Source organism: Aerosakkonema sp. BLCC-F183 (assembly GCF_041929145.1).
Lineage (GTDB): Bacteria > Cyanobacteriota > Cyanobacteriia > Cyanobacteriales > Aerosakkonemataceae > Aerosakkonema.
Genome location: NZ_JBHFNU010000040.1, coordinates 87741 through 106905, shown reverse-complemented (window position 1 = coordinate 106905; position 19165 = coordinate 87741). Strand labels below are relative to the sequence as shown.

The window sequence follows — 19165 nt, the reverse complement described above, 5'->3', positions numbered from 1 at the left end:
AAATTTATTTAATAGGTAGCCACACCGTAAAGGTTGTTCGACCTCGTTCGCTCTCTAACTCAATTTTACCGTGATGCTCATCAATAATCTTACGGGCAATATGTAACCCCAATCCGCTGCCTTCTCCATGAGGCTTCGTTGTAAAGAAAGGTGTAAATACTTTATCTTTTATTTCTGGTGTAATGCCACAACCAGAATCAGTAAATTGCACTACAATATGATTATCCCGTTCGGACACATCTATTTTCAACTTACCCTTGCCATTCATGGCTTGGATAGCATTATGAATCAAATTTGTCCAAATTTGATTTATCCCTTCTGGATAACATAGTATGGTTGGTACGTCTTGATAATTTTTGATTACTTCAATTCCTTGTTTTAACTGATTGCGATAAAGAGTTAGAGCGAGATCGATTCCTTCTGTGACCTTAGCCTCGGTCATTTGCCCAAAATTTTCCTGACGGGCGTAACTCTTAAGAGCTAAAACAATTTTTGAGGCTCGCTCGCTCGCCATTATAATATTCTGAACGTTATTTTGTTGCACTGACCAATAAGAAGCTGCTTCTAAAATTAACTTGTAATTGGAAGAGCGCAAAAGAGGAATAATAATCTCGATATTTTGAGTAATACCTATTTTAATCAGAGTAGAAGCAATCGCATCAGCTTCTTCAATACCTTGGGCTTGTAATTCTTTTTTCAGAGCGCGTTTAAATTGCCGTTCTTCTTTGAAAGAAAGGTCTTGAGGGTTTTGGCGAACAGTTTCTAATAAGGCAAACAATTGAATGCGATCGTTGTTATCTAGCTGCTCGAAAAGTTGGGGCAATTGGCGAATTGATTTTTCTAATGCAGTGGAAATATTACTAATTGAAGCTCGAATAGCTCCTAGCGGAGTGTTAATTTCGTGAGCTATACCTGCAATTAGCTGTCCTAATGCTGCCATTTTTTCTGCTTGAATCAATTCTTCTTGCGTAGATTTTAGATTGCTGAGAGCTTGTTGCAATTCTTGGTTACTCGCTTGTAATTGAGCCGTGCGTTCTTGTACTCGTTGTTCCAGGAAGGCGTTGAGACGGCGCACTTCCGCTTCGGCTTCAATGCGCTCGTTAAGAGCTTGCTGAAGTTGAGCGTTAGCAAGAGTTAATTCCAGAGTTCGCTTTAAAACTTCTGCTTTTAAATATTTCTTGGCATCTCGCAAGGCTTCCTCTACTTGTTTGCGTTGCGCGACTTGCTGTTTCAACTCCTGGGTTGTTTCAGTGATAGTTTGTTGTAAAATTTGCACGGTAGAGTACATTTCCACAGGATCTAAAGCTTGCAATAGAGTACTTTGGGTGATGATTCCAGCTAAATATCCGCGCTCGTCAACTACTACCAAGCGCCGGATGTTGTGCTGCTGCATGATTTGATTGGCTTGCCACAATGTAAAATTGAGCTGCGCGAGAACCAGAGGGGAACTCATAACTGCTGTGGCTGGTGTTTCAACGATATCCAGCCCTTTGGCTTTAAATTTAACAATGTCTCGTTCGGTAATAATGCCAATCGGTTTTTGAGGTTGGTTAGCTGTATTTACCTTAAACTTTTTTTCCAATAACAAATTTTCTTCTGTTTCTTCATCCCTTTCTGTACACGGGGAGGAATGGCGAGTGGCTTGTTCGCAAATGACAATGCAGCTTTTGCGGTGGGTCGCCATCTGCTGCGCTACCTCAAAAACCGAAACCTCGGTAGTAACAGAGATTGCTTCCGTTGTCATAATTTCCCTGACGCGCCGCATTTGCAGCAAATCGCTGGGTTTGAGGATTGCCCTTAAACTTTGTGGAGTGATAACGCCTACCACCTTTTCGTCTTCGTCTGTGATGGGCAAATGACGAATTTGGGATGAACGTAGCAAAGCTAATATCGAGAAAATATCGTTGGCTTCTGCAATATTGAGGGTAATCAATTGCCGAGTCATCACCTGAGAGATCGGGACGCCCTCTAAGGAGATTTTGTTGGCGGTGATTTTGACAACATCCCGTTCTGTGAAAATACCGATTACTTTATGTTGTGTGGCGATTAAGACATAACTGGAGCGAGAGTTGCTCATAGCAGCGATCGCTTCCAGGGCGGAAGTGTTGGGAGGTACGATCGGGGGATGGCGATCGATCGCCCGTTCTATAAAAGTTTTCGGCTCGGAAAAATCTTGTTCCATCGATGAGTGGGGATAACAGCTAATTGCCAATGTGACATCCTCCCGACGCTCACCCGCTTCGGGTAGAGCGCGGGCTTCCCTTCCTCACGGTTGGTTTTTCCTGCTTCATCGGGGTTCTGTCGCAACCTTCCTCCACAGGCAGTATCACCGTCTGTCCAACGGCTACAAGACCTCGTTGCTCCACCACTTGAGCGGCAGCAACATCTCGGTCAGTTGTATATCCACATTCATCGCAATGATGCACCCGTTCACTGAGTTCCTTTTTCCCAGTATGCGCTCCACACTGAGGACAGGTTTGGCTTGTTCCATTGGGGTCAACCTTGGCAAAGTAGACCCCACGCTTCCACGAAACCCACTTGAGGATTTCTAGGAAACTACCCCAAGCAGCGTCCAGACAATGCTTTGCCAGCATCCCGCGACTGGTTGCTTTGAGGTTCAAGTCCTCAGCAAAAATCATCCCAGCATTGTTACAAAGTTTGTGAGCTACTAGGAAATGGAACTCACGACGAACGTTGTAGATATGTTCATGCAGTTTGCGAATCTTGGCTTGAATCTTCCGGTAGTTAGCAGAACCTTTTTTCTTGTTTCTCAATTTGCGTTGCAGCCATCCAAGCTTGCTTTGCAAATCCACGAAAAAGCGAGGGCGTTCTACCAGTTCCCCAGTCGATACAGCCAAGAACTTCTCCAATCCCAAATCTATGCCAATCGGTTCACCGTGGGGCATCACATCAGGAACGGAAATATCCGCTTGCAAAATCAATTGCGCGTACCATCCAGACGACTTGAACACCACACGCACCTGTTTGACCTCAAACCCTTCAGGGATGGGTCGATGCAAGTTAATGGGCATCGCTCCAACTTTCGGCAGTTTGATTTCAAATCCGTTGACTGGATTCGATTTGAACTGCGGAAAGACAAACGAACGGTACTGACCAAACTTTTTGAAGCGAGGAAAGCCAAACCCTCGTTCCTGCATGAACTTGAACGACTTATCCAGCCGTTTCAAAGCATCTTGCAGAACCTGAGAGTGAACTGCTTTGAGTTCTGGGATCTCCTCTTTTGCCTTGGTCAGCGCATTTTGCTGTTTGTAGTAGTCGGGGTATGGCGCTTCAGCAGGGATAATGTATTCCTGCTTGATACTGCAAGCGTTGACCGGACACTTACGCGAACCCGTCCAGTCTTTTCGCTCTGCCAAAGCGTAGTTATACACGCGACGGCATTGCTCCAACCACTCAAGCATTTGAGCTTCCTGGTCAAGACTTGGATAAATTCGGTAGCTGTAGGTCAAGTTCAACATGACTATATTCTAACAGATTTACATCTTCTGTTAGAACCGATAGATAATGTGTAGGCTCTCTCGTCAGCCTACTAATTATCAATAAGCCTGTCATAATCGCTGAAATTTTTGGGTAGGGTACTTTTTGGAAGTTGTGCTGGCCCGCTTTTAGATGCGATTACCCTGTATTCTTCCCCGACGCTCTAGCTAGAATTTTTTGCCCAACGCAAAGCCAGCATAGTGATATCGTCAAATTGAACTGTATCGGCGATGTGGTCGCGCAAACTTTTTTCAATGGTGTCCAGTAAAGCATTTGCACTATTTGTAGGCTCTTGGGCTAAAGTTAGCAACCTTTGCTCGGTGAAAAATTTACCTTCGGGATTGTGAGCTTCCGGTACCCCATCGGTGTAAGTTAATAAAATATCACCAGGTTCTAGCTGAACTTGTTGAGTTTTAAACTTCGCGTTAGGCATTATGCCCACTGCGGGGCCAGTCGGCTTCAAGCGGTGCTTGACACCAGAAGAACCAATAATAATTGGTAGCTCGTGCCCACCATTAACGTAAGTGAGCAAACCGGTGGCAGGGTTTAGCACACCAAAAAACATTGTGGCAAACATACTCATCTGCCAGTGAGTTTTGGCGATGTAATTGTTGGTAAGGGAAACAGCTTTAAGAGCGTCGATTTCTGCGGAGTAGTCAGCTTTATGGGGTGCGATCGCATCGTCTGGTGTGATAGAGGGCTCTCTCTTTAGCACATCCGATTCTTCCAAGCGAATTTGACCGGAAAACAGCCGCATTAAGCTGCGGAACAACGCCATAAACAAAGCTGCACCCACACCTTTGTCGCATACATCCGCAATGACCAGACCCACATAGTCCCCAGGCAGTGTGAAAGCGTCATAGAAATCCCCAGCCACTTCGCGGGCGGGGTAGAAGCAAGCCGCAATTTCCCACCCAGAAGGCTGGATCAATCGATCGGGTAAAAAATCTCTTTGTAGAAGCCGACCTTTTTCCAGTTCGTTTTGCAAAGCTAGTTTAGTCTTTTCTAACGAACTGTAAGATTCATCCAGTTTGGCATAGAGTTGAGCATTTTCTAGCGCTAAGGCGATCTGTTCCGCTGTTAAGAGCATTTGCAAAGCTTGTTCCGAGGTAAAATGACCGACCTCGCTGTCAAGCAGAGTGAGAATGCCCAGCAAAGCTTCGCCTCTGAGGATAGGAACAGCTAGCGCCGAGCCAACCTTGTAAGGCTGATTGGGAAACTCAAACCAACGGTCATCGAGTCTGGTATCAGCGATCAATCCTACTTGACGGTTGCGGATCGTCCAACCTGCCAGACCCTTATCCAGAACAGCTCCGATTAGTTGAGTACTTTCCTCCGCAGTGGCGTCTTTGCGCGTTAGGATACTGGCGGTGACAGCACCATCGCGATCGAGCAAAAACAAACTGCCTCTCTCTGCATCCGTCAACCTGGTGGCAACCTCCAGGGTCTTTTTCAAAATCCCCGTCAGCAGATGCTTTTCGGCTGAACTTCGCGCCATTTCCACCAAATTCTCCAGCAGCTCGCTTTGCGCCTTAAAAGCAGCTTCAGCGCTTTTTAGCTTTGCTACCTCTTGGCGCAGCGATTCCAATTCTGCCAGCAGTTCTTCTTTTGAATTATCGCGATCGCTCATAGAACTATTTTTCTTGTGACCGTCTCACAGCCAACATGGTAATGTCGTCAAACTGATCCGCTTTGCCAATATGTTGCTTTACCTTTGCCTCAATAGTTTCCAGTAAAGAGAGTGCAGAGGCTATGGGCTGCTCCAGGAGCGAGAGCAGTTGCTTTTCTGTAAAGAATTGCGCTTCTGTATCTTTAGCTTCTGGAACACCATCAGTGTAGCTAACCAAAATGTCTCCCGGTTTTAATTGGGCTTGTTCCACCTTAAATTTTAGGTTAGGCAGCATTCCCACCGCTGGCCCTGTTGGTTTGAGGCGTATTTTTGTACCATCCGGACTCATGATAATTGGCGGTTCGTGACCGCCATTGACGTAGTTCAATTCTCCAGTTTTGGGATCGAATACGCCAAAAAACATAGTGGCGAACATATTTGTCCGGCTGTGGTTGGTGGCAATGTAGTTATTGGTAAACTCCATCGCATTTTTTAAAGCTGTGCGATCGTCAGAATAGTCTTGCTGAGCGATCGCCCGAATCAAACTGCGGAACAAAGCCATAAACAGAGCCGAACCCACTCCCTTGTCGCAGACATCGGCAATTACCACACCTATTTTGCCATCAACAAGAGGGAAAGAATCGTAGAAATCGCCTGCTACCTGACGAGCTGGTTCAAAAACTGCGGCAATTTCCCAACCTTCCGGCTGCGGTAGCGTTTCTGGCAGAAAATCTTTCTGAATCTGCCGTCCTTTTTCTATTTCGCTTCTCGCCATTGCCGACTTGACTTGTACGTCAATGAGTTCTTGCAATTGCTCTGCCATTTTATTGAAAGCAACGCCAAGAGTTCCCAGTTCATCTTCTCGGTCAATCTTGACTCGGCGGTCTAAATTACCCGTGGATATCGCTTTCGCTTCCACAGTCAGATCCTTAATCGGACGCACCAGAGTGCTAGCCAACCACCAAGTTATACCCCCAACTGCCAAAGCTCCAAATACCGCCAAAACCGAGGCAAGTTGTCCAAAGCGCGTTGCTTCCTCCAACACTTCGCTCTCTTGCTGTTTGACTACCACACCCCAGCCATTTTGTAAAGGAATGATATAGGAGAGCCAATTTGTGCCTTGATCGGTGAAGGAAAAATTACCTCTTTTACCATCTAACAAAGCTTTTACTGCTGGTTGGGTACTGACGTTGAGAAGTTTAGCGGTAATTGATGGGTCGGGATGAGCTATTACTGTACCTTTGTTATCTACCAGAAAGGCATAACCGGTTTTTCCCAAACTAACTGTACCGACTTCTTTAGCTACTTCTGTCAAATCCGTACACGACACTACTACCCCCTGTATGGGTCGCGGTGCTTTGTCCCCCCGAACCGGGGTGGACAAACACAAACGCGGTTTATTGGTTGTGCGGCTGATCAGGGTCTGGCGAGTGATTGTCTTGCCGGCTATTGCACCCTTGAACCATTCGCGATCTCTATAGTTAGATGTATCCAGCTTGTCGCTGGTAGATATAACTTTGCCCGTTGTGTCAGTAGCGGTCAGCGTAGAATTTTTATACACGCTCAGCATCTTAGTTAGAATTGCTTTCTGCTTCGCTGGGTCCATACCGATAACGTCGGGTTGCTGACTTAGGTTACGCAGTGCCAGGGTTTTGCTTTCTTCCCATTTGCCCACAAATTTAGCTAAATTTTTGCCTTTATCGGCCAATTCTTTCTTTGCGTCTTTACGCAATATCTCGCCCGCGTACCAACTCGTCACTAATATGCCTATCAGCATAGGAGGAATTACCGCAGCCAGTAGTAGGACTGTCATGCGGAATTGCAAAGACCCGGAGAATAATTTTTTTATGTCCATAGTTTATTTTTAATTGTGTTTTTGCAAATTTGGTATGTGAAAGTTTAGTATACAGTTTTCAGCGGTCAGCAGTTGTGATTTTTTTTACTGCTAACCGCTGAGCTTTTACTACTGAGCATTAGCCGTGGTTCGCTTGACTACAAAGGTGTTGCGATTGCGATCGCCCACTCTTTCATAGAAGAACTTATCGACGCCTTGAATAGCTAGATAAACTCCCAATCCCCCGATCGGCCTCTGTTCCATTGGCAGACCGATCTTTTCTTCCTCCAAGGATAACTTAGGGAAAGGATCGAAAGCCATTGCGGTATCCTCGACGGTAATAGTCAGGCTGCTATCGTCGAGATCGGCCATCATACAAACATCTCCTTGGAGATTGTTTTCTTCGTAGCCGTGGATAATAATGTTGGTGGCGATTTCATCAACCGCCAAACGCAGTTTATAAGATGCTTTTTTATCTAACCCAGCTGCATCCGCAGCTGCCATAACGTATTGAGCGATCGCGCTCAAAGAGTCTAGATTTCCAGGTACAGTTAAAGATTCCATAGACAACAGTCAGGCTTCAATCTTTCAGGATTAATTGGTAATTTCTGATTTCGGATTTTATATTTCAAATTTCCATCAAGAAAAATTTTGGATTTTAGATTTTAGATTTGCATCTAAAATCTAAAATCTAAAATCTGAAATCTGAAATCTCTAATTATTGTTCGTACTTTTCTGGCTCGTCTTCTTCCAACAAAATCACACCCTGAATGAAACCGGTCTTGTCCAAAGTATCCAGCACACCTTCTTGAGGAGCGACAACGTAGATGTCAGCATCTGTACCCATCTTTTGCTTTGAAAAGATCAGCACCCGCAAACCTGCGCTGGCCATATAATTCAGCCCGGACAACATCAAAACGAGACGTTTTGCACCCTCATTAGCCGCTTTTTCCACTTCCGCTTTGAACGCTGGTGCGGTACTCGCATCCAAATCTCCAGACAAAGTGATTATGCCAATTTTGACATTCGAGGCAGATGTTTTTGTTTCCAACTTTACGTCCAAAGCCATTATTTTCTCCTGATTTTAGTGAATAGATTGGAAATTTCAAATTTCAGATTTCAAATTTGAAATTTGAAATCTTTCTTGATTTTAGATTTACAATCTAAAATCAGAAATCTTTTGTTTGTTTTACTTACCGACGAGAATAAGCACAGAGCGCGAGCCCAGCAACAATCCCGACTGATTTTCCAGCATCGGTTCGGAGCCTGGTTCCCAGATATCATCGGGTGTAGGAGCTCCCGTGTTGGCAAAAACGTGCCACTTCATACCATCTCGCAAACCTGGGATTCCAAACCAAAGAGCTTCCCAGTGCATATTCATGGCGACGTAGACATAGTTATCCTCAACCGTTCCCGCTTTCGCGTGTTTGCCGCAGAGCAGAAAAGCGAGAGCGCGACCCGACCAATCTGCATTCCACGCCTGAGTGCCGTGCCAAGTAATATCGGCATAGCCGCTGCCCATATAATCCCTGTTGCTGAAGTGGTATTTACTTCTCAACACCGGATGAGCGTGACGGAAGGCAATGCAGTTCTTGAAAAAGCGGAACAGGTCGGCGTTTTTCTCCAAAAGCGTCCAATCCTGCCAATTTAGCTCGTTGTCGTGGCAATAAGTATTGTTGTTGCCGTACTGAGTGCGTCCCACCTCATCGCCCATGAGAATCATCGGCACACCAGTGGAAACCATCAGCATAGCCACAGCATTTTTGACCTGCCGCTTCCGCAGAGCGTTAATGCCAGGATCGTCCGTTGGCCCTTCCCAACCGCAGTTCCAACTATCGTTATCGTTGCTACCGTCGTTGTTGTTTTCGCCGTTGGCTTCGTTGTGCTTATAGTTATACGAAACCATATCCATCAGCGTAAAACCGTCGTGGGCCGTGATGAAATTAATCGATGTGGCTGGCCCGCGACCTTCCCAGGCATAGAGGTCTGGCGAACCGCTCAGTCTGGGTGCCATTTCCCCTGCGGACGCATCCCCCTTGAGGAACTTACGCGCAGTGTCCCGATATTTACCGTTCCACTCCGCCCAACGTCCGAATGCGGGGAAAGAACCTACCTGGTAGAGCCCACCAGCGTCCCAAGCTTCGGCAATCAGTTTGCACTTAGCCAAAATCGGGTCGAAGGCTAGGGTTTCTAACAGAGGTGGATTGGGGAGAGGATAGCCCCTGGGGTCGCGCCCCAAAATCGAGGCCAAGTCAAACCGGAAGCCATCAATGTGATATTCTGCTGCCCAGTAACGCAAACAATCCAGCACAATGTTACGGACGATCGGATTGTTGCAGTTGAGCGTGTTGCCGCAGCCGCTGAAGTTATAGTAATAACCATCCGGCGTTAGCATATAGTACGTTTTGTTGTCAATACCCCGAAATGAAATGTAAGGGCCGTACTCGTTGCCTTCTGCCGTATGGTTGAACACCACATCGAGAATTACTTCGATGCCGTTTTTGTGCAGTTCTTTGACTAAAGTTTTTAACTCATCAACCTGCATCCCCAGTTTGCCGGTAGCTGCGTAACCGGCCTTGGGTGCAAAAAACCCCACCGTACTGTAACCCCAGTAATTGAGCAGTGTTTCACCGGGTCTGACGGGATTGGGGCGCGAATTCTCAAATTCATCGAATTCGTAGACTGGCATCAATTCGATCGCATTGATGCCCAACTCTTTGATGTAAGGGATTTTTTCCCTAATGCCGGCAAAAGTGCCGGGATGCTTCACTTGAGACGAAGGATGCTTGGTAAAACTGCGGACGTGCATCTCATAGACAACCAAGTCTTCTGGCGGTATTTCCAGGGGACGGTCATCGCCCCAGTCAAAGTCATCTAAAGCGATACGAGCGCGATGGTGATAAATATCGCTCCAGTCTGGCGTTTCTCCCCAAACATCCCGACCGCCAATCAGCTTGGCGTAGGGATCCATCAGAATTTTACTGGAGTCAAACCAGTGGCCTTCCTTCGGATTAAAAGGCCCATCCATGCGGTAGCCGTATTCGATATTTTCGTAATCCAAGTCGAATACGATCATGGAAAAAACATTGCCAATCCTGAACTCGTCTGGAAACGGAATTTCCGCCATCGGTTCCTTGGCGTGCTTTTGGAATAGCACCAAAACACAGGATTTGGCGTAAGAGGAAAAAATTGAGAAATTGACACCACCGGGCACTAGAGTAGCCCCGAAAGGAGATGGACGCCCCCGACGCAGCTTGAAGTCGCCGTATGTATGGGTGGGATGAATATCAATACGTCCGTAATCCATTGCCTACCCCTTGAGGATTTCTAGCCCCGAATCAACTGTGTCGCATCTAGTGAAATACTCCAAGAAGCCAGTAACGGACATGGTGTCCTGAATTTGCTCGGAAATCCCCACCAGCACCAGTTTCCCTTTGTTAGCATCTATCTGCCGATACAGTGAAAGCAGCATTCGCAAGCCTGCACTGGAGGTATAGGGAACCTTGGTCATATCTAGCAGAATTTTGCTTCCAGCCACGGCTAACGGTAAAATTTCCGCTTGGGCTTTCGGTGCGGTGCTGGCATCAATGTCACCGACCATTTCCACCACAGTTACTTCATCTGGAAGCGTCTTTATATTGATGTCCATCTTTTGATTTGGGATTTGCAATCTTGGATTTTCGATTTTCTTCGGAATAGGGAATAGGGAATTGCCAATCTCAAATTTTAGATTTTAGATTCAAGAAATATTTCAATTTGAAATCTCAAATCTAAAATCTGAAATTGCGATTCCCCAATTCCCAATCCTATCCTCACCTATTTAGGAACGATTTGCACTTTAACTTTGACTCGTTCTTGGGTGTCTGGCAGCTTGACTGTCAGGCCATCGGCATCAAAATTGGTGTACTCTTCATCGTTAATCCAAACTTTACCAATTGCGATGCTGCCAGGAGGCAGAATATCTGGCGATACGCGCAGGGTATTGTCTTTAAACCCTCCCGGTATCGGCTTGAAGTAGAAGTCCATCGGGTGCTTGAAGATCAGCAAGTTTTGGTAAATTGCTGCCAAGTAGCACAATTCCGTCGAGTGGTAACCGCTCATAGAGTGGCTGCCCTTATACCGTTCCGTGCCCATCAGGAAAGGCAGACCGTTTGCCAGGACGTTGAAGTAAACGGCACCGTCGTCATGATCGAGGAAGTGAGCGTTGTAGAAGGCACAAGCTTCGCGAGCGTGACGCAAGTACTCTGGGTCTTTCTCAATACCGTGCAGGATCAAATAAGCTAGAATAGCTTGTTCTTGTTGCCACCAAGCTTTGCGATCGTGCCAAACAAAGCGGTGCTGTTCTTCGCCCTCACCTAAGACGCGCTCTACCACATCGTACCAACCGCCGCGCTGTTGGTCGCTGCCCACTGCTGGCATGATAGCAGCAATCTTTTTGGCAAAGTCCACGTATTTATCTTTGGGTTTGAGGCTTTGCATCCGCATCAAGTTCCAGGCAATCTTGAGGTTGTGCCCAACAACAGCGCGGTTTTGTTGCCAACCCCAAGTTTTATCGTGGCTCCAGTCTTCGTAGAATTTTTCTTGAACAAAGGGGCTGTTATCGTAGTCAGGGAAGTGGGCTTCGATCGTATCGAAGGTGTACTCCAACATATCGGCGTATTTTTGTTCGCCGGTAGCCAAATACAAGTTGATCAGGTAAGCCGGAGCGTGGTCGCCCACTGAGTTCCAGTTCTTCCGACCTTGGTTGCGGCCCAGCGACTCCGCACGCGGGTCGAGGGTGATGGGGTCGAGGTGGGAGAAATATCCACCCTTCTCTTTATCTAAATAGAATTTGTCAAACAAATCTATAGTCATGTCCGCATCTTTGAGGATGCGCGGGTCGCCACTAGCCCGGTAAGTTTGCATCGGGCCAGCTAAGGCGTAAATTTGTTCGTAAGCCGGGATACAATCGTAGTCGTCGCTAAACTCTGATGTCAGCAGTTTTTGCTCGCGGTTGCCCGTTACCTTAACGCCGTGATACCAGTAAATCAGGTTTTCGTCCGGGTCGTAAAACCGCATATGATCCCGCAGGTATTCGGTGCCTTTTTCAGCGGCTTCTAGGAAGCGGTCATGCCCCGTCAGCATAAAAGCTGAAGCAAAACCGTAAACCAGTCGGGAAACAGTATCGGTTTCTTGGAGAAAGTCTTCCTGCTTTTTGGCACCAGCGAGGTTGAGCATAGTGCGGTATTCGCGATAATTGATTTCCTTGTTGGGATAATCAAATTGCCACTTCAGGTAAGAGTCAGCAATGGAGCGAACTTGTTTTACCCACCAATCCGGTTCTTCGTGGCGATATTTATCGGGCGCTTCGCCGGGAAACACAAAAGATTTCACATCAAATTTGTGACCGTCGCCCTGGGGATAGAAGACACCGTATGCGAATACGTGCTGACCGGGAGTTAATAATTCGCCCAGTCGTTGAGTAGCATCAATGTAACCTTCTTCCAAGTTCTGAGCAATCCGACCCCAGGCAGTTGGAGTTAAATGAGCCGTGTATTCCCGCCCATCTGATGTTTTGATGCCAAAAGATTTTTCTTGGCGGTTAAAGTGGGTGACATACCCACCGATCGTATCGGAAAACGAAAAACTCATGTGATCCATTGGAATCGCCTCCTGGATGAGTAAATTAACTTGTGGAAACTTTTATGCGATCGCCAGTGGGTTAACCAGCTGCTACCGTCTGCTTTTGTTCCGCTTTCTCAATTTCTGCTACGAAAGCTTCCATAAATTCGTCTACAACGCCTGGATGCTTACCCGTAATCAGATTGCCATCTATAACTAGATCGGCGGTCACATCACCGTCATATACTACATCGCCACCTGCATTTTCAACATCGCAGATGATGTTGTGGGCACAGGTAACTTTGCGACCTTCCAGTAAGTCGCGATCGGCGCAGAAAAGCCACAAACTATGACAAATTGTACCTAGTTTCACATTCTCCTCACTGATAGCTTTCCGAAGAAACGCTACTGCTGGAGCTTGATTTTTTTGGCCTTTCTTTACGGAAACTTGATATCTCAGACGATCCATTGCATAGGCACCTATACAAATGATGCCTTTGTACTCAGATGGCTCGACATCGTTAATTTCTTTGGTGACCGTGACATGAAACTCAATTTGGTCATTTTCTGGGTTAGAGCCGAATTTTAGTGATTCGTTTCCCCACAAGTGGGAAATGTACTCTACCTCATAACCTCGTTCTGGAAAAAACTCATTGAAGCGCCGATATTCTGTGGCATCGAAATGTTCTTCAATGATTACGCCGATTTTGCCTTTACTCTCAGATGTCATGCTTTTCTGACTCCTTGTTTGTTTGCATATTTGTGTAATCATTTTGCTGGCTGGTGCTAACCCATTTTGTTAAACAGCTTTCTTGCTGATAAAGGAAAGCTTTACTATTTACGGGTTGGCTACTACTTCGCTATTTCTGTTGTCCTGTTTCCAGCAAAAACACTTATTTGCTTTACAAACTACTCCCCACGTCGCAAGCAAACTTTTAACTACTATCAATCAACCGTATTCTCCTATGAAAACATCATTTTTTGCAGCGCTCTCCATTCTTAACATAAATTAAATATTTCTTGAAATGGAAAGTTTTTTTTGGATTTGAAGTATTGACGTAAAGAAATTATCTTCTGGATGGTAAAAATTTCCAGATGTTGAGGTTGTTTAACTTAATTTTATGGTTCCCTTTATCTTGGCATCTGCACTAGACTGCCAACAACTAAGCAAGATGTTAGTTGAAAACCAAAATTAAGTTTACCGCTTGTCAAATAGGGCAAAATCTGATAGCGATCGCCAAGTAGTTGTAATAGTTGACTATCCAGTGACCGCCTATCTATCTTTGCCTTAAAAGTAGAAAAGTAAGACGCCTTAGTAGGGATAAGTGAAACTAAGTTTGACAACTAGAAGTTGAACGTAGTTCTAACCCCACCGATAACAATGTCTTCATTATCAGCATCTTGGTTAGGAGCTGTAATCCAAATCACTGATGGAGTAACGGAGATATTATTGTTGACCTGATACCTGTAGTAAGCCTCGATATGCAGGGATGTATCGTTGTCGAATGTACCGACATAGCGATCTCCCTTTTTGAAACCGGTGAGAGTTGGTTCCATACCCACAACTAAACCGCCCAAATTTCCCTGCTTAAATAAATCCGGAAATGCAGCTTGAACTGAATAAGTCCAAATATCAGCATCACCTTTGCCGATTAGTCTGGCTTTGATATAGTCAACCCAGCCACCGAGCACGAATTTAGGGCTAATTTCGTAGTACCCTCCCACATGATAAGCATTGGTAGAAACAGCAGATGCTTCATCGAACAACACACCTGGATCGTCAAAGCGATTTGCCAAGGCACTACCTATAAAACCATTGCCTCGGAAGAATTGACCGTTATTAAAGCCGAAATTGCCAATCTGACCGTCAGGAAATGTGCGAGTACCAAAGTAACCGTTCTGATATACACCTTGCAAGAAAAACTTACGAACGGGATTGTAATTTAGTTGAGCGGATGCTACATAATCTCCGTTAAACAAGCCAGCTTTAGAACCAGGTTCGTTAGCAAATGTCGATATGTAAGTTAAGGTTAGCACCGTTCCTTTAAACATCTCGTAATCTATGGCTAACCCAGCTCCACCGCCGAGCAAATAAATAGGAGGTGCCTCAGCAAAAGTACTGGCAGGGCCATTACCAACCTGATAGTATGGCAGGAACCGACGAGCTGTGAGCGGATCGAAGCGATACCGATTACCCGCAATCACGTTGACATTTATTTTATCCGTGAGTGGGAATTGATACTGTAAAGTGATGATTCTAGCAGCATCTCCGGTATCGCCGGAAGCCGAAGCATCCGCAGCACCTTCGCGTGTCGAGCCGACAAATTTCCCCGCATTAGTTGTTGCTAAATCGGGGAAAACAGTGTTTGTAATTCCAATCCCAGTTAGCAACAAATCGCGACCGGTGAAGCTAGTTAAAAGGCCCAAATAGGCAATATGTTGAAAGATTGTTTCCGTATCACCTTCGCCCGAAAAATAAGCGTTTGTTTGAAATCTGATATTGCCAAATAATCTGGTAGTAGTGCTGAATTGGGTTGCTTCCAGTTTCGCCGTGCGAGCTTCTAGGGAGTCCACACGACCTCGCAGTGTTGCCAGTTCGGCGGCAAATTCTTGCTGTAATCGTCGCAGACTGTTTAAGTCAGCCTCGGAAACGGAAGGTTTCACAGAGGAGATCAGTTCCTGAATCTTTTCCAAACAGGCATTTAACCCGGCGGCAAATTCGTAGCGGGTCATTGCTCTATTACCGCGAAAAGTGCGATCGGGATACCCTTCAATACAACCGTAGCGCTCAACCAAGCTCTGCAAGGCTTGGAAAGCCCAGTCTGTAGGTTGTACGTCAGAAAGCTGGGAAACTGAGGTAACTTGAGCTAAAGGGTTTTTTGGTTTGGATCTGTTCGTTCCATTTTGGAGTCTGGTATCGCTTTCGACGGCGGAACTTCTTGTCTGGGGGTTTTGAGGAGCAGCCGTGTTTTGTGCAGTAACGGTTTCCTTGGGGTTAGGCTCAATCTCAGCTACCCTTAGCTGCTTTGTCTGAGTTGGCAATATGGATTGTTTGGTTTCGACGACATCAGGCAGCTGGGAAAGAGAATTTTTGCGATCGAAAGCAGTACTTTTTAATAAGCTAGTGTTGTTAAATGGCTCTAAAAAACTAGAATTAGTTTGAATTGGAAAAGTTTTTGCCTGGATTGAGGCAACAGAAGCGGCATTTTCGCGAGGAAAAACAGCTACATTTGGATTAGCGTTAATCTCCGCTACCGCTGGCAACTGTAGTTCGGTTAGGATTAAAGTTTCCGCGTTAATTTCAGGCTCAACAACTTCAGCATTTGCTGGCGTTTCTACCTTCTGTGACGAGGTTTCTGCCGCAGGCATTGCAGCAGCAGCAGATGCGATACTAGCTGCTGAAACTACAGAGATTAAAGAGGTACGCAAAAAATTCGTGTTTTTCCTAACTGCGGTCATTATTTTGGCTCTTTCTGAGTAATTTCCAGGCATTCAGCTAACTACTGAGTTCCAGAACAGAAAACCTACTCAACTTCTCTGACTGTGAACTTTGCGGCTTTTAACCCCAACTTTTTAGTTGGCAGTTGGGGCTAACTTATTCAAACACAACCTCAGTCGGCAAACACCGGACTGATATCCATGTATATCCGCAATTCTTGGACTTTATCGCCCTTAAAGCGAACTGTGTCGCAGCAGGGAAGGGTAAATATTTTGCCGTCGTGGCGGAAGTAAGTGACTTCCATTTCAACGACTACGGTATCTTCTCCAATTTCCCAAATATTTTTAATGTGGTGGTGTACACCTTCGCACTTTTCTAGAAAACCGGTAGAAGCATTTTTAATACCCTCGTGTCCGTAGACAACCGGAAAGTTACTGAACTGGTACAGGGCGTCTTCGGTGTAGAACTTAACGAAATTATTGACGTTGATCGCTTCACCAGCCAGAAACATCTGTTTAATTATGTCTATCCTTTTTCCGGAAAATTTTGGCCACTTTTTCGTATGAGGCCAATCCCATTTTTGTTCGGTTAGGTAGTCGGTCTTAACTTCTGGCATAGATTTGCTATCCTTTGCGATTTAGGGAACTCAACTTAGCTTTGTTTGTTCAATCAAGCCCGATTTAGATTAGCTGGGCAGTTTGAACCCCAATTTTATTTTCTCTTTTCAGGAGAAAACAGGATTGATATCCATATACACCCACATTTCTTGAATCTTGCCGTTCTTAATGCGGATGGTGTCGCAGCAGGGAAGTTTAAAAACCTTGCCGTCGTAACGGATGTATTCTACTTGCATTTCGCAAATTACTGTATCGCCCACTTCCCACATTGCCTGGATCTCGTGGTGAACGGCTTTCACCTTGGAAACGAGCGTTGCTGAAGCTTCTTTAATACCTTTTGGGCCGTACACTACAGGGAAATTGCTGAACTTGTAGAGAGCATCATCGGCAAAGAATGTCACGAAGCCATCCACATTCATCGGTTCGCCGACGATGAAGAGATTCCTCACCAGATCGGACATTGTACCGCCGACACTTTTGCTTGTCGCAGCTTGCTCTTTGAAGGGGCTTGATGGCCAAACGAAATTTGTGCCGTGGGCGTTGTTATATTCCTGCTGTGCTCTGATAAAGTTTTGTTTGGCTGTCCGAGTTACTTGATTGAACTCAAGTTGTTCCCCGTTTGGCCCTTTACAGTAAAACAATGACCAGCCGTAAAAATCTCCGAAATCTGAATCTGAGTAACCCTCGATAAAATATTCTGGATCGTTCCAAAACTTGTTGGCGTAATATTTAAGGGCTACTTTTTTTCTTTCTTCGTGAGATTTAACGTGAATAACGCGGTTGCAAACAACTTCAGTCAAACCTCGCCTTTGACATTCCTCTTCCAGTATCCTGGCAAAATCATTGAGATTTACGTCATCTTTGACGTGAAAAGAAATATGGGGTACGTTTGCATAGCCGACGCAGCTAGGAACTTTTTGGAATACATTAGGGGCGTTCGGGGTTAATTTGGCATCGCGGAAATGGATCACCTCTAACACCGTGTTACCGAAGGAAATGAACCTCACATCGAGCGATTCCTTGGAACCGTCAACCAAATCGGGTACGCCCAAACTTCTGGGATCGACATTTCTTTCGATCGCCTCAATTTGTTCTTTTTGAAAGAGATTATTTTGCAACACCGGGCCGATAAATCCATTGCCAAGAAGAGCGACTTTACCGCCTAACACGTCGATGTAAAATTCCATCGTTTTGGCCATGTCATCGACTGTGATGCCGAAGTGTTGCACGCCTTGCAAATAATGACCTAAACCAGACTTACCATCGATCTGAGGATTGGGAGTAGAAAGCTTACCAGTCATTAGAAAAGCTACGTCCTCCTTTAATTGATTGGTGGCTCCGATCTTGGTAATCAGTTCCGCGACCCTAGAACTCCGCTGTCCTGCTAAAGTCATTTTGCCGTCGTAGACAAAAGTGTAAGCAGTTCGTTGGGGAAATGGATACAGACCTTTGACATATTTTGCCATCTCTTTCGTAGCAGTAGCGTACTCAGATGAGGCAAAGAACTTTTCCATTTCCAGAGAATTCGAGAAAGCAATTTCAAAAGCTGCTTGATATTGCTTTTCTGGAGATTCAGAATGAACCACACCGGCGGCATCCGGGCGGGAATTATCTACTTCCTCAAACAGGTGCATTCGGAACTTGAGTACCGCATCGCTGCTGGCAACAGCTGGAGCAAAGCTGTTTTGCATATACTGGCGAAAGGCATCCACGCTCGCGGTATCGGATTTTTTGACCTGAACGTGGAATTTGAGCAGCCCTTGATCTCCGTTGGGATCTCCTGTTGGGATGCTGTCAACGTAGGTTTTGGAATTGCCGTAGCTGGTGTTGTATCCGATCGCCTTGCTAAATAAGTTATGCTCGTCATCCATGAGAATGGCAGCAGCTTTAAACCAAGTTTGGCGATCGGCATCTGTTTGGAAGGTCAGTTCGGCAATCCCATTGAACTGATCTTCGTTGGCACAAATCTGCTCTATCCCCTCAACAGTCGGCCACAAACCGCCTTCATTATTTGCCAGATGAAGCTGCCAGTATTGATTCTGACCAGGCAGTCGGGCGCAGACTGGGCCGTGAACGTCTTTCCAATAGTTATCGAAAAGTTCTAAAGTAATCCCTTTGCGTTTCCACAGGAGAACGTAGAAGGTTACTTTTCCTTTTTCATCGCGGGCAGCAAAATCATTTTTCCTCATTGGCGCTGTCCTTTGTTGAAGGCTTCTTTGCTCAAAAAATTTGTTAAGTGCGCCGAAGCCGCTTGCGACCTTGTTAAAACCAGTATAAACACACAAAAACAACAACAGTTCTTCGATTTCCTCGCGGGTGACTCCTTGCTGGAGCGCCATGTTTATGTGGGCTCCAAAAGGATTGCCTGGGCCTTCTAAATTTTGGTTGGCGACATCAACTGCGATCGTAATTAATGCCTTAGTTTTTTGACTGATTAACGGTAAGCCCCAAGCTTCACCCGCTACGCGAGTAACAAAATCACCGAACTTTGGATTGAGGGTTTTTAAACCCTCTTGAAGTTCTAGATCGTCGAGAACTGCATTTTTATATCGCCTGTTCTCTGCCAT

At 45.6% G+C, this 19165-nt stretch carries 13 protein-coding genes; all 13 read right to left on the bottom strand.

What is annotated here, in order from left to right:
• Window positions 1-4: 4 nt before the first annotated feature.
• Window positions 5-2182 carry a CBS domain-containing protein gene (locus ACE1CD_RS09945; RefSeq protein ID WP_374823637.1) on the bottom strand — a complete coding sequence of 726 codons (2178 nt, stop codon included), beginning with the start codon at window positions 2180-2182 and terminating at the stop codon, window positions 5-7.
• A gap of 49 nt (window positions 2183-2231) precedes the next feature.
• Window positions 2232-3479, bottom strand: coding sequence for an RNA-guided endonuclease InsQ/TnpB family protein (locus tag ACE1CD_RS09940; RefSeq protein WP_374796706.1), 1248 nt, complete (start codon window positions 3477-3479; stop codon window positions 2232-2234).
• Window positions 3480-3661: 182 nt separating this feature from the next.
• Window positions 3662-5128, bottom strand: a complete 1467-nt coding sequence (locus tag ACE1CD_RS09935; RefSeq protein WP_374823634.1) for a PP2C family protein-serine/threonine phosphatase — start codon at window positions 5126-5128, stop codon at window positions 3662-3664.
• 4 nt (window positions 5129-5132) lie between these two features.
• Entirely contained in the window at window positions 5133-6962 is a 1830-nt protein-coding gene (locus ACE1CD_RS09930) for a SpoIIE family protein phosphatase (protein WP_374823631.1), read from the bottom strand.
• Window positions 6963-7070: 108 nt separating this feature from the next.
• On the bottom strand, window positions 7071-7505 hold the full coding sequence (locus tag ACE1CD_RS09925) for an ATP-binding protein (protein ID WP_374823628.1): 435 nt from the start codon (window positions 7503-7505) through the stop codon (window positions 7071-7073).
• A gap of 154 nt (window positions 7506-7659) precedes the next feature.
• Window positions 7660-8010: an anti-sigma factor antagonist gene (locus ACE1CD_RS09920; RefSeq protein ID WP_374823625.1), complete on the bottom strand. Its 351-nt coding sequence runs from the start codon at window positions 8008-8010 to the stop codon at window positions 7660-7662.
• Window positions 8011-8130: 120 nt separating this feature from the next.
• The gene (gene glgX / locus ACE1CD_RS09915; RefSeq protein WP_374823622.1) at window positions 8131-10248 is read right to left on the bottom strand and encodes a glycogen debranching protein GlgX; all 2118 of its coding nucleotides are present in this window, start codon (window positions 10246-10248) and stop codon (window positions 8131-8133) included.
• A 3-nt stretch (window positions 10249-10251) separates the two neighbouring features.
• Window positions 10252-10590: an STAS domain-containing protein gene (locus tag ACE1CD_RS09910; RefSeq protein WP_374823619.1), complete on the bottom strand. Its 339-nt coding sequence runs from the start codon at window positions 10588-10590 to the stop codon at window positions 10252-10254.
• 167 nt (window positions 10591-10757) lie between these two features.
• Complete coding sequence (locus ACE1CD_RS09905) at window positions 10758-12581, bottom strand: AGE family epimerase/isomerase (protein WP_374823616.1); 1824 nt, start codon at window positions 12579-12581, stop codon at window positions 10758-10760.
• Between the two features lie 61 nt (window positions 12582-12642).
• Entirely contained in the window at window positions 12643-13272 is a 630-nt protein-coding gene (locus ACE1CD_RS09900) for a DJ-1/PfpI family protein (RefSeq protein WP_374823613.1), read from the bottom strand.
• Window positions 13273-13886: 614 nt separating this feature from the next.
• The gene (locus ACE1CD_RS09895; protein WP_374823610.1) at window positions 13887-16001 is read right to left on the bottom strand and encodes an iron uptake porin; all 2115 of its coding nucleotides are present in this window, start codon (window positions 15999-16001) and stop codon (window positions 13887-13889) included.
• 152 nt (window positions 16002-16153) lie between these two features.
• Window positions 16154-16597, bottom strand: coding sequence for a nuclear transport factor 2 family protein (locus ACE1CD_RS09890; RefSeq protein ID WP_199315079.1), 444 nt, complete (start codon window positions 16595-16597; stop codon window positions 16154-16156).
• 108 nt (window positions 16598-16705) lie between these two features.
• Complete coding sequence (locus tag ACE1CD_RS09885; protein ID WP_374796727.1) at window positions 16706-19165, bottom strand: nuclear transport factor 2 family protein; 2460 nt, start codon at window positions 19163-19165, stop codon at window positions 16706-16708.

Bases quoted from the DNA above. Each gene is read 5' to 3' on its own strand.
- ACE1CD_RS09945 (WP_374823637.1), bottom strand. From the start codon at position 2,182: ATGGAACAAGATTTTTCCGAGCCGAAAACTTTTATAGAACGGGCGATC.
- ACE1CD_RS09940 (WP_374796706.1), bottom strand. From the start codon at position 3,479: ATGTTGAACTTGACCTACAGCTACCGAATTTATCCAAGTCTTGACCAG.
- ACE1CD_RS09935 (WP_374823634.1), bottom strand. From the start codon at position 5,128: ATGAGCGATCGCGATAATTCAAAAGAAGAACTGCTGGCAGAATTGGAA.
- ACE1CD_RS09930 (WP_374823631.1), bottom strand. From the start codon at position 6,962: ATGGACATAAAAAAATTATTCTCCGGGTCTTTGCAATTCCGCATGACA.
- ACE1CD_RS09925 (WP_374823628.1), bottom strand. From the start codon at position 7,505: ATGGAATCTTTAACTGTACCTGGAAATCTAGACTCTTTGAGCGCGATC.
- ACE1CD_RS09920 (WP_374823625.1), bottom strand. From the start codon at position 8,010: ATGGCTTTGGACGTAAAGTTGGAAACAAAAACATCTGCCTCGAATGTC.
- glgX (WP_374823622.1), bottom strand. From the start codon at position 10,248: ATGGATTACGGACGTATTGATATTCATCCCACCCATACATACGGCGAC.
- ACE1CD_RS09910 (WP_374823619.1), bottom strand. From the start codon at position 10,590: ATGGACATCAATATAAAGACGCTTCCAGATGAAGTAACTGTGGTGGAA.
- ACE1CD_RS09905 (WP_374823616.1), bottom strand. From the start codon at position 12,581: ATGGATCACATGAGTTTTTCGTTTTCCGATACGATCGGTGGGTATGTC.
- ACE1CD_RS09900 (WP_374823613.1), bottom strand. From the start codon at position 13,272: ATGACATCTGAGAGTAAAGGCAAAATCGGCGTAATCATTGAAGAACAT.
- ACE1CD_RS09895 (WP_374823610.1), bottom strand. From the start codon at position 16,001: ATGACCGCAGTTAGGAAAAACACGAATTTTTTGCGTACCTCTTTAATC.
- ACE1CD_RS09890 (WP_199315079.1), bottom strand. From the start codon at position 16,597: ATGCCAGAAGTTAAGACCGACTACCTAACCGAACAAAAATGGGATTGG.
- ACE1CD_RS09885 (WP_374796727.1), bottom strand. From the start codon at position 19,165: ATGGCAGAGAACAGGCGATATAAAAATGCAGTTCTCGACGATCTAGAA.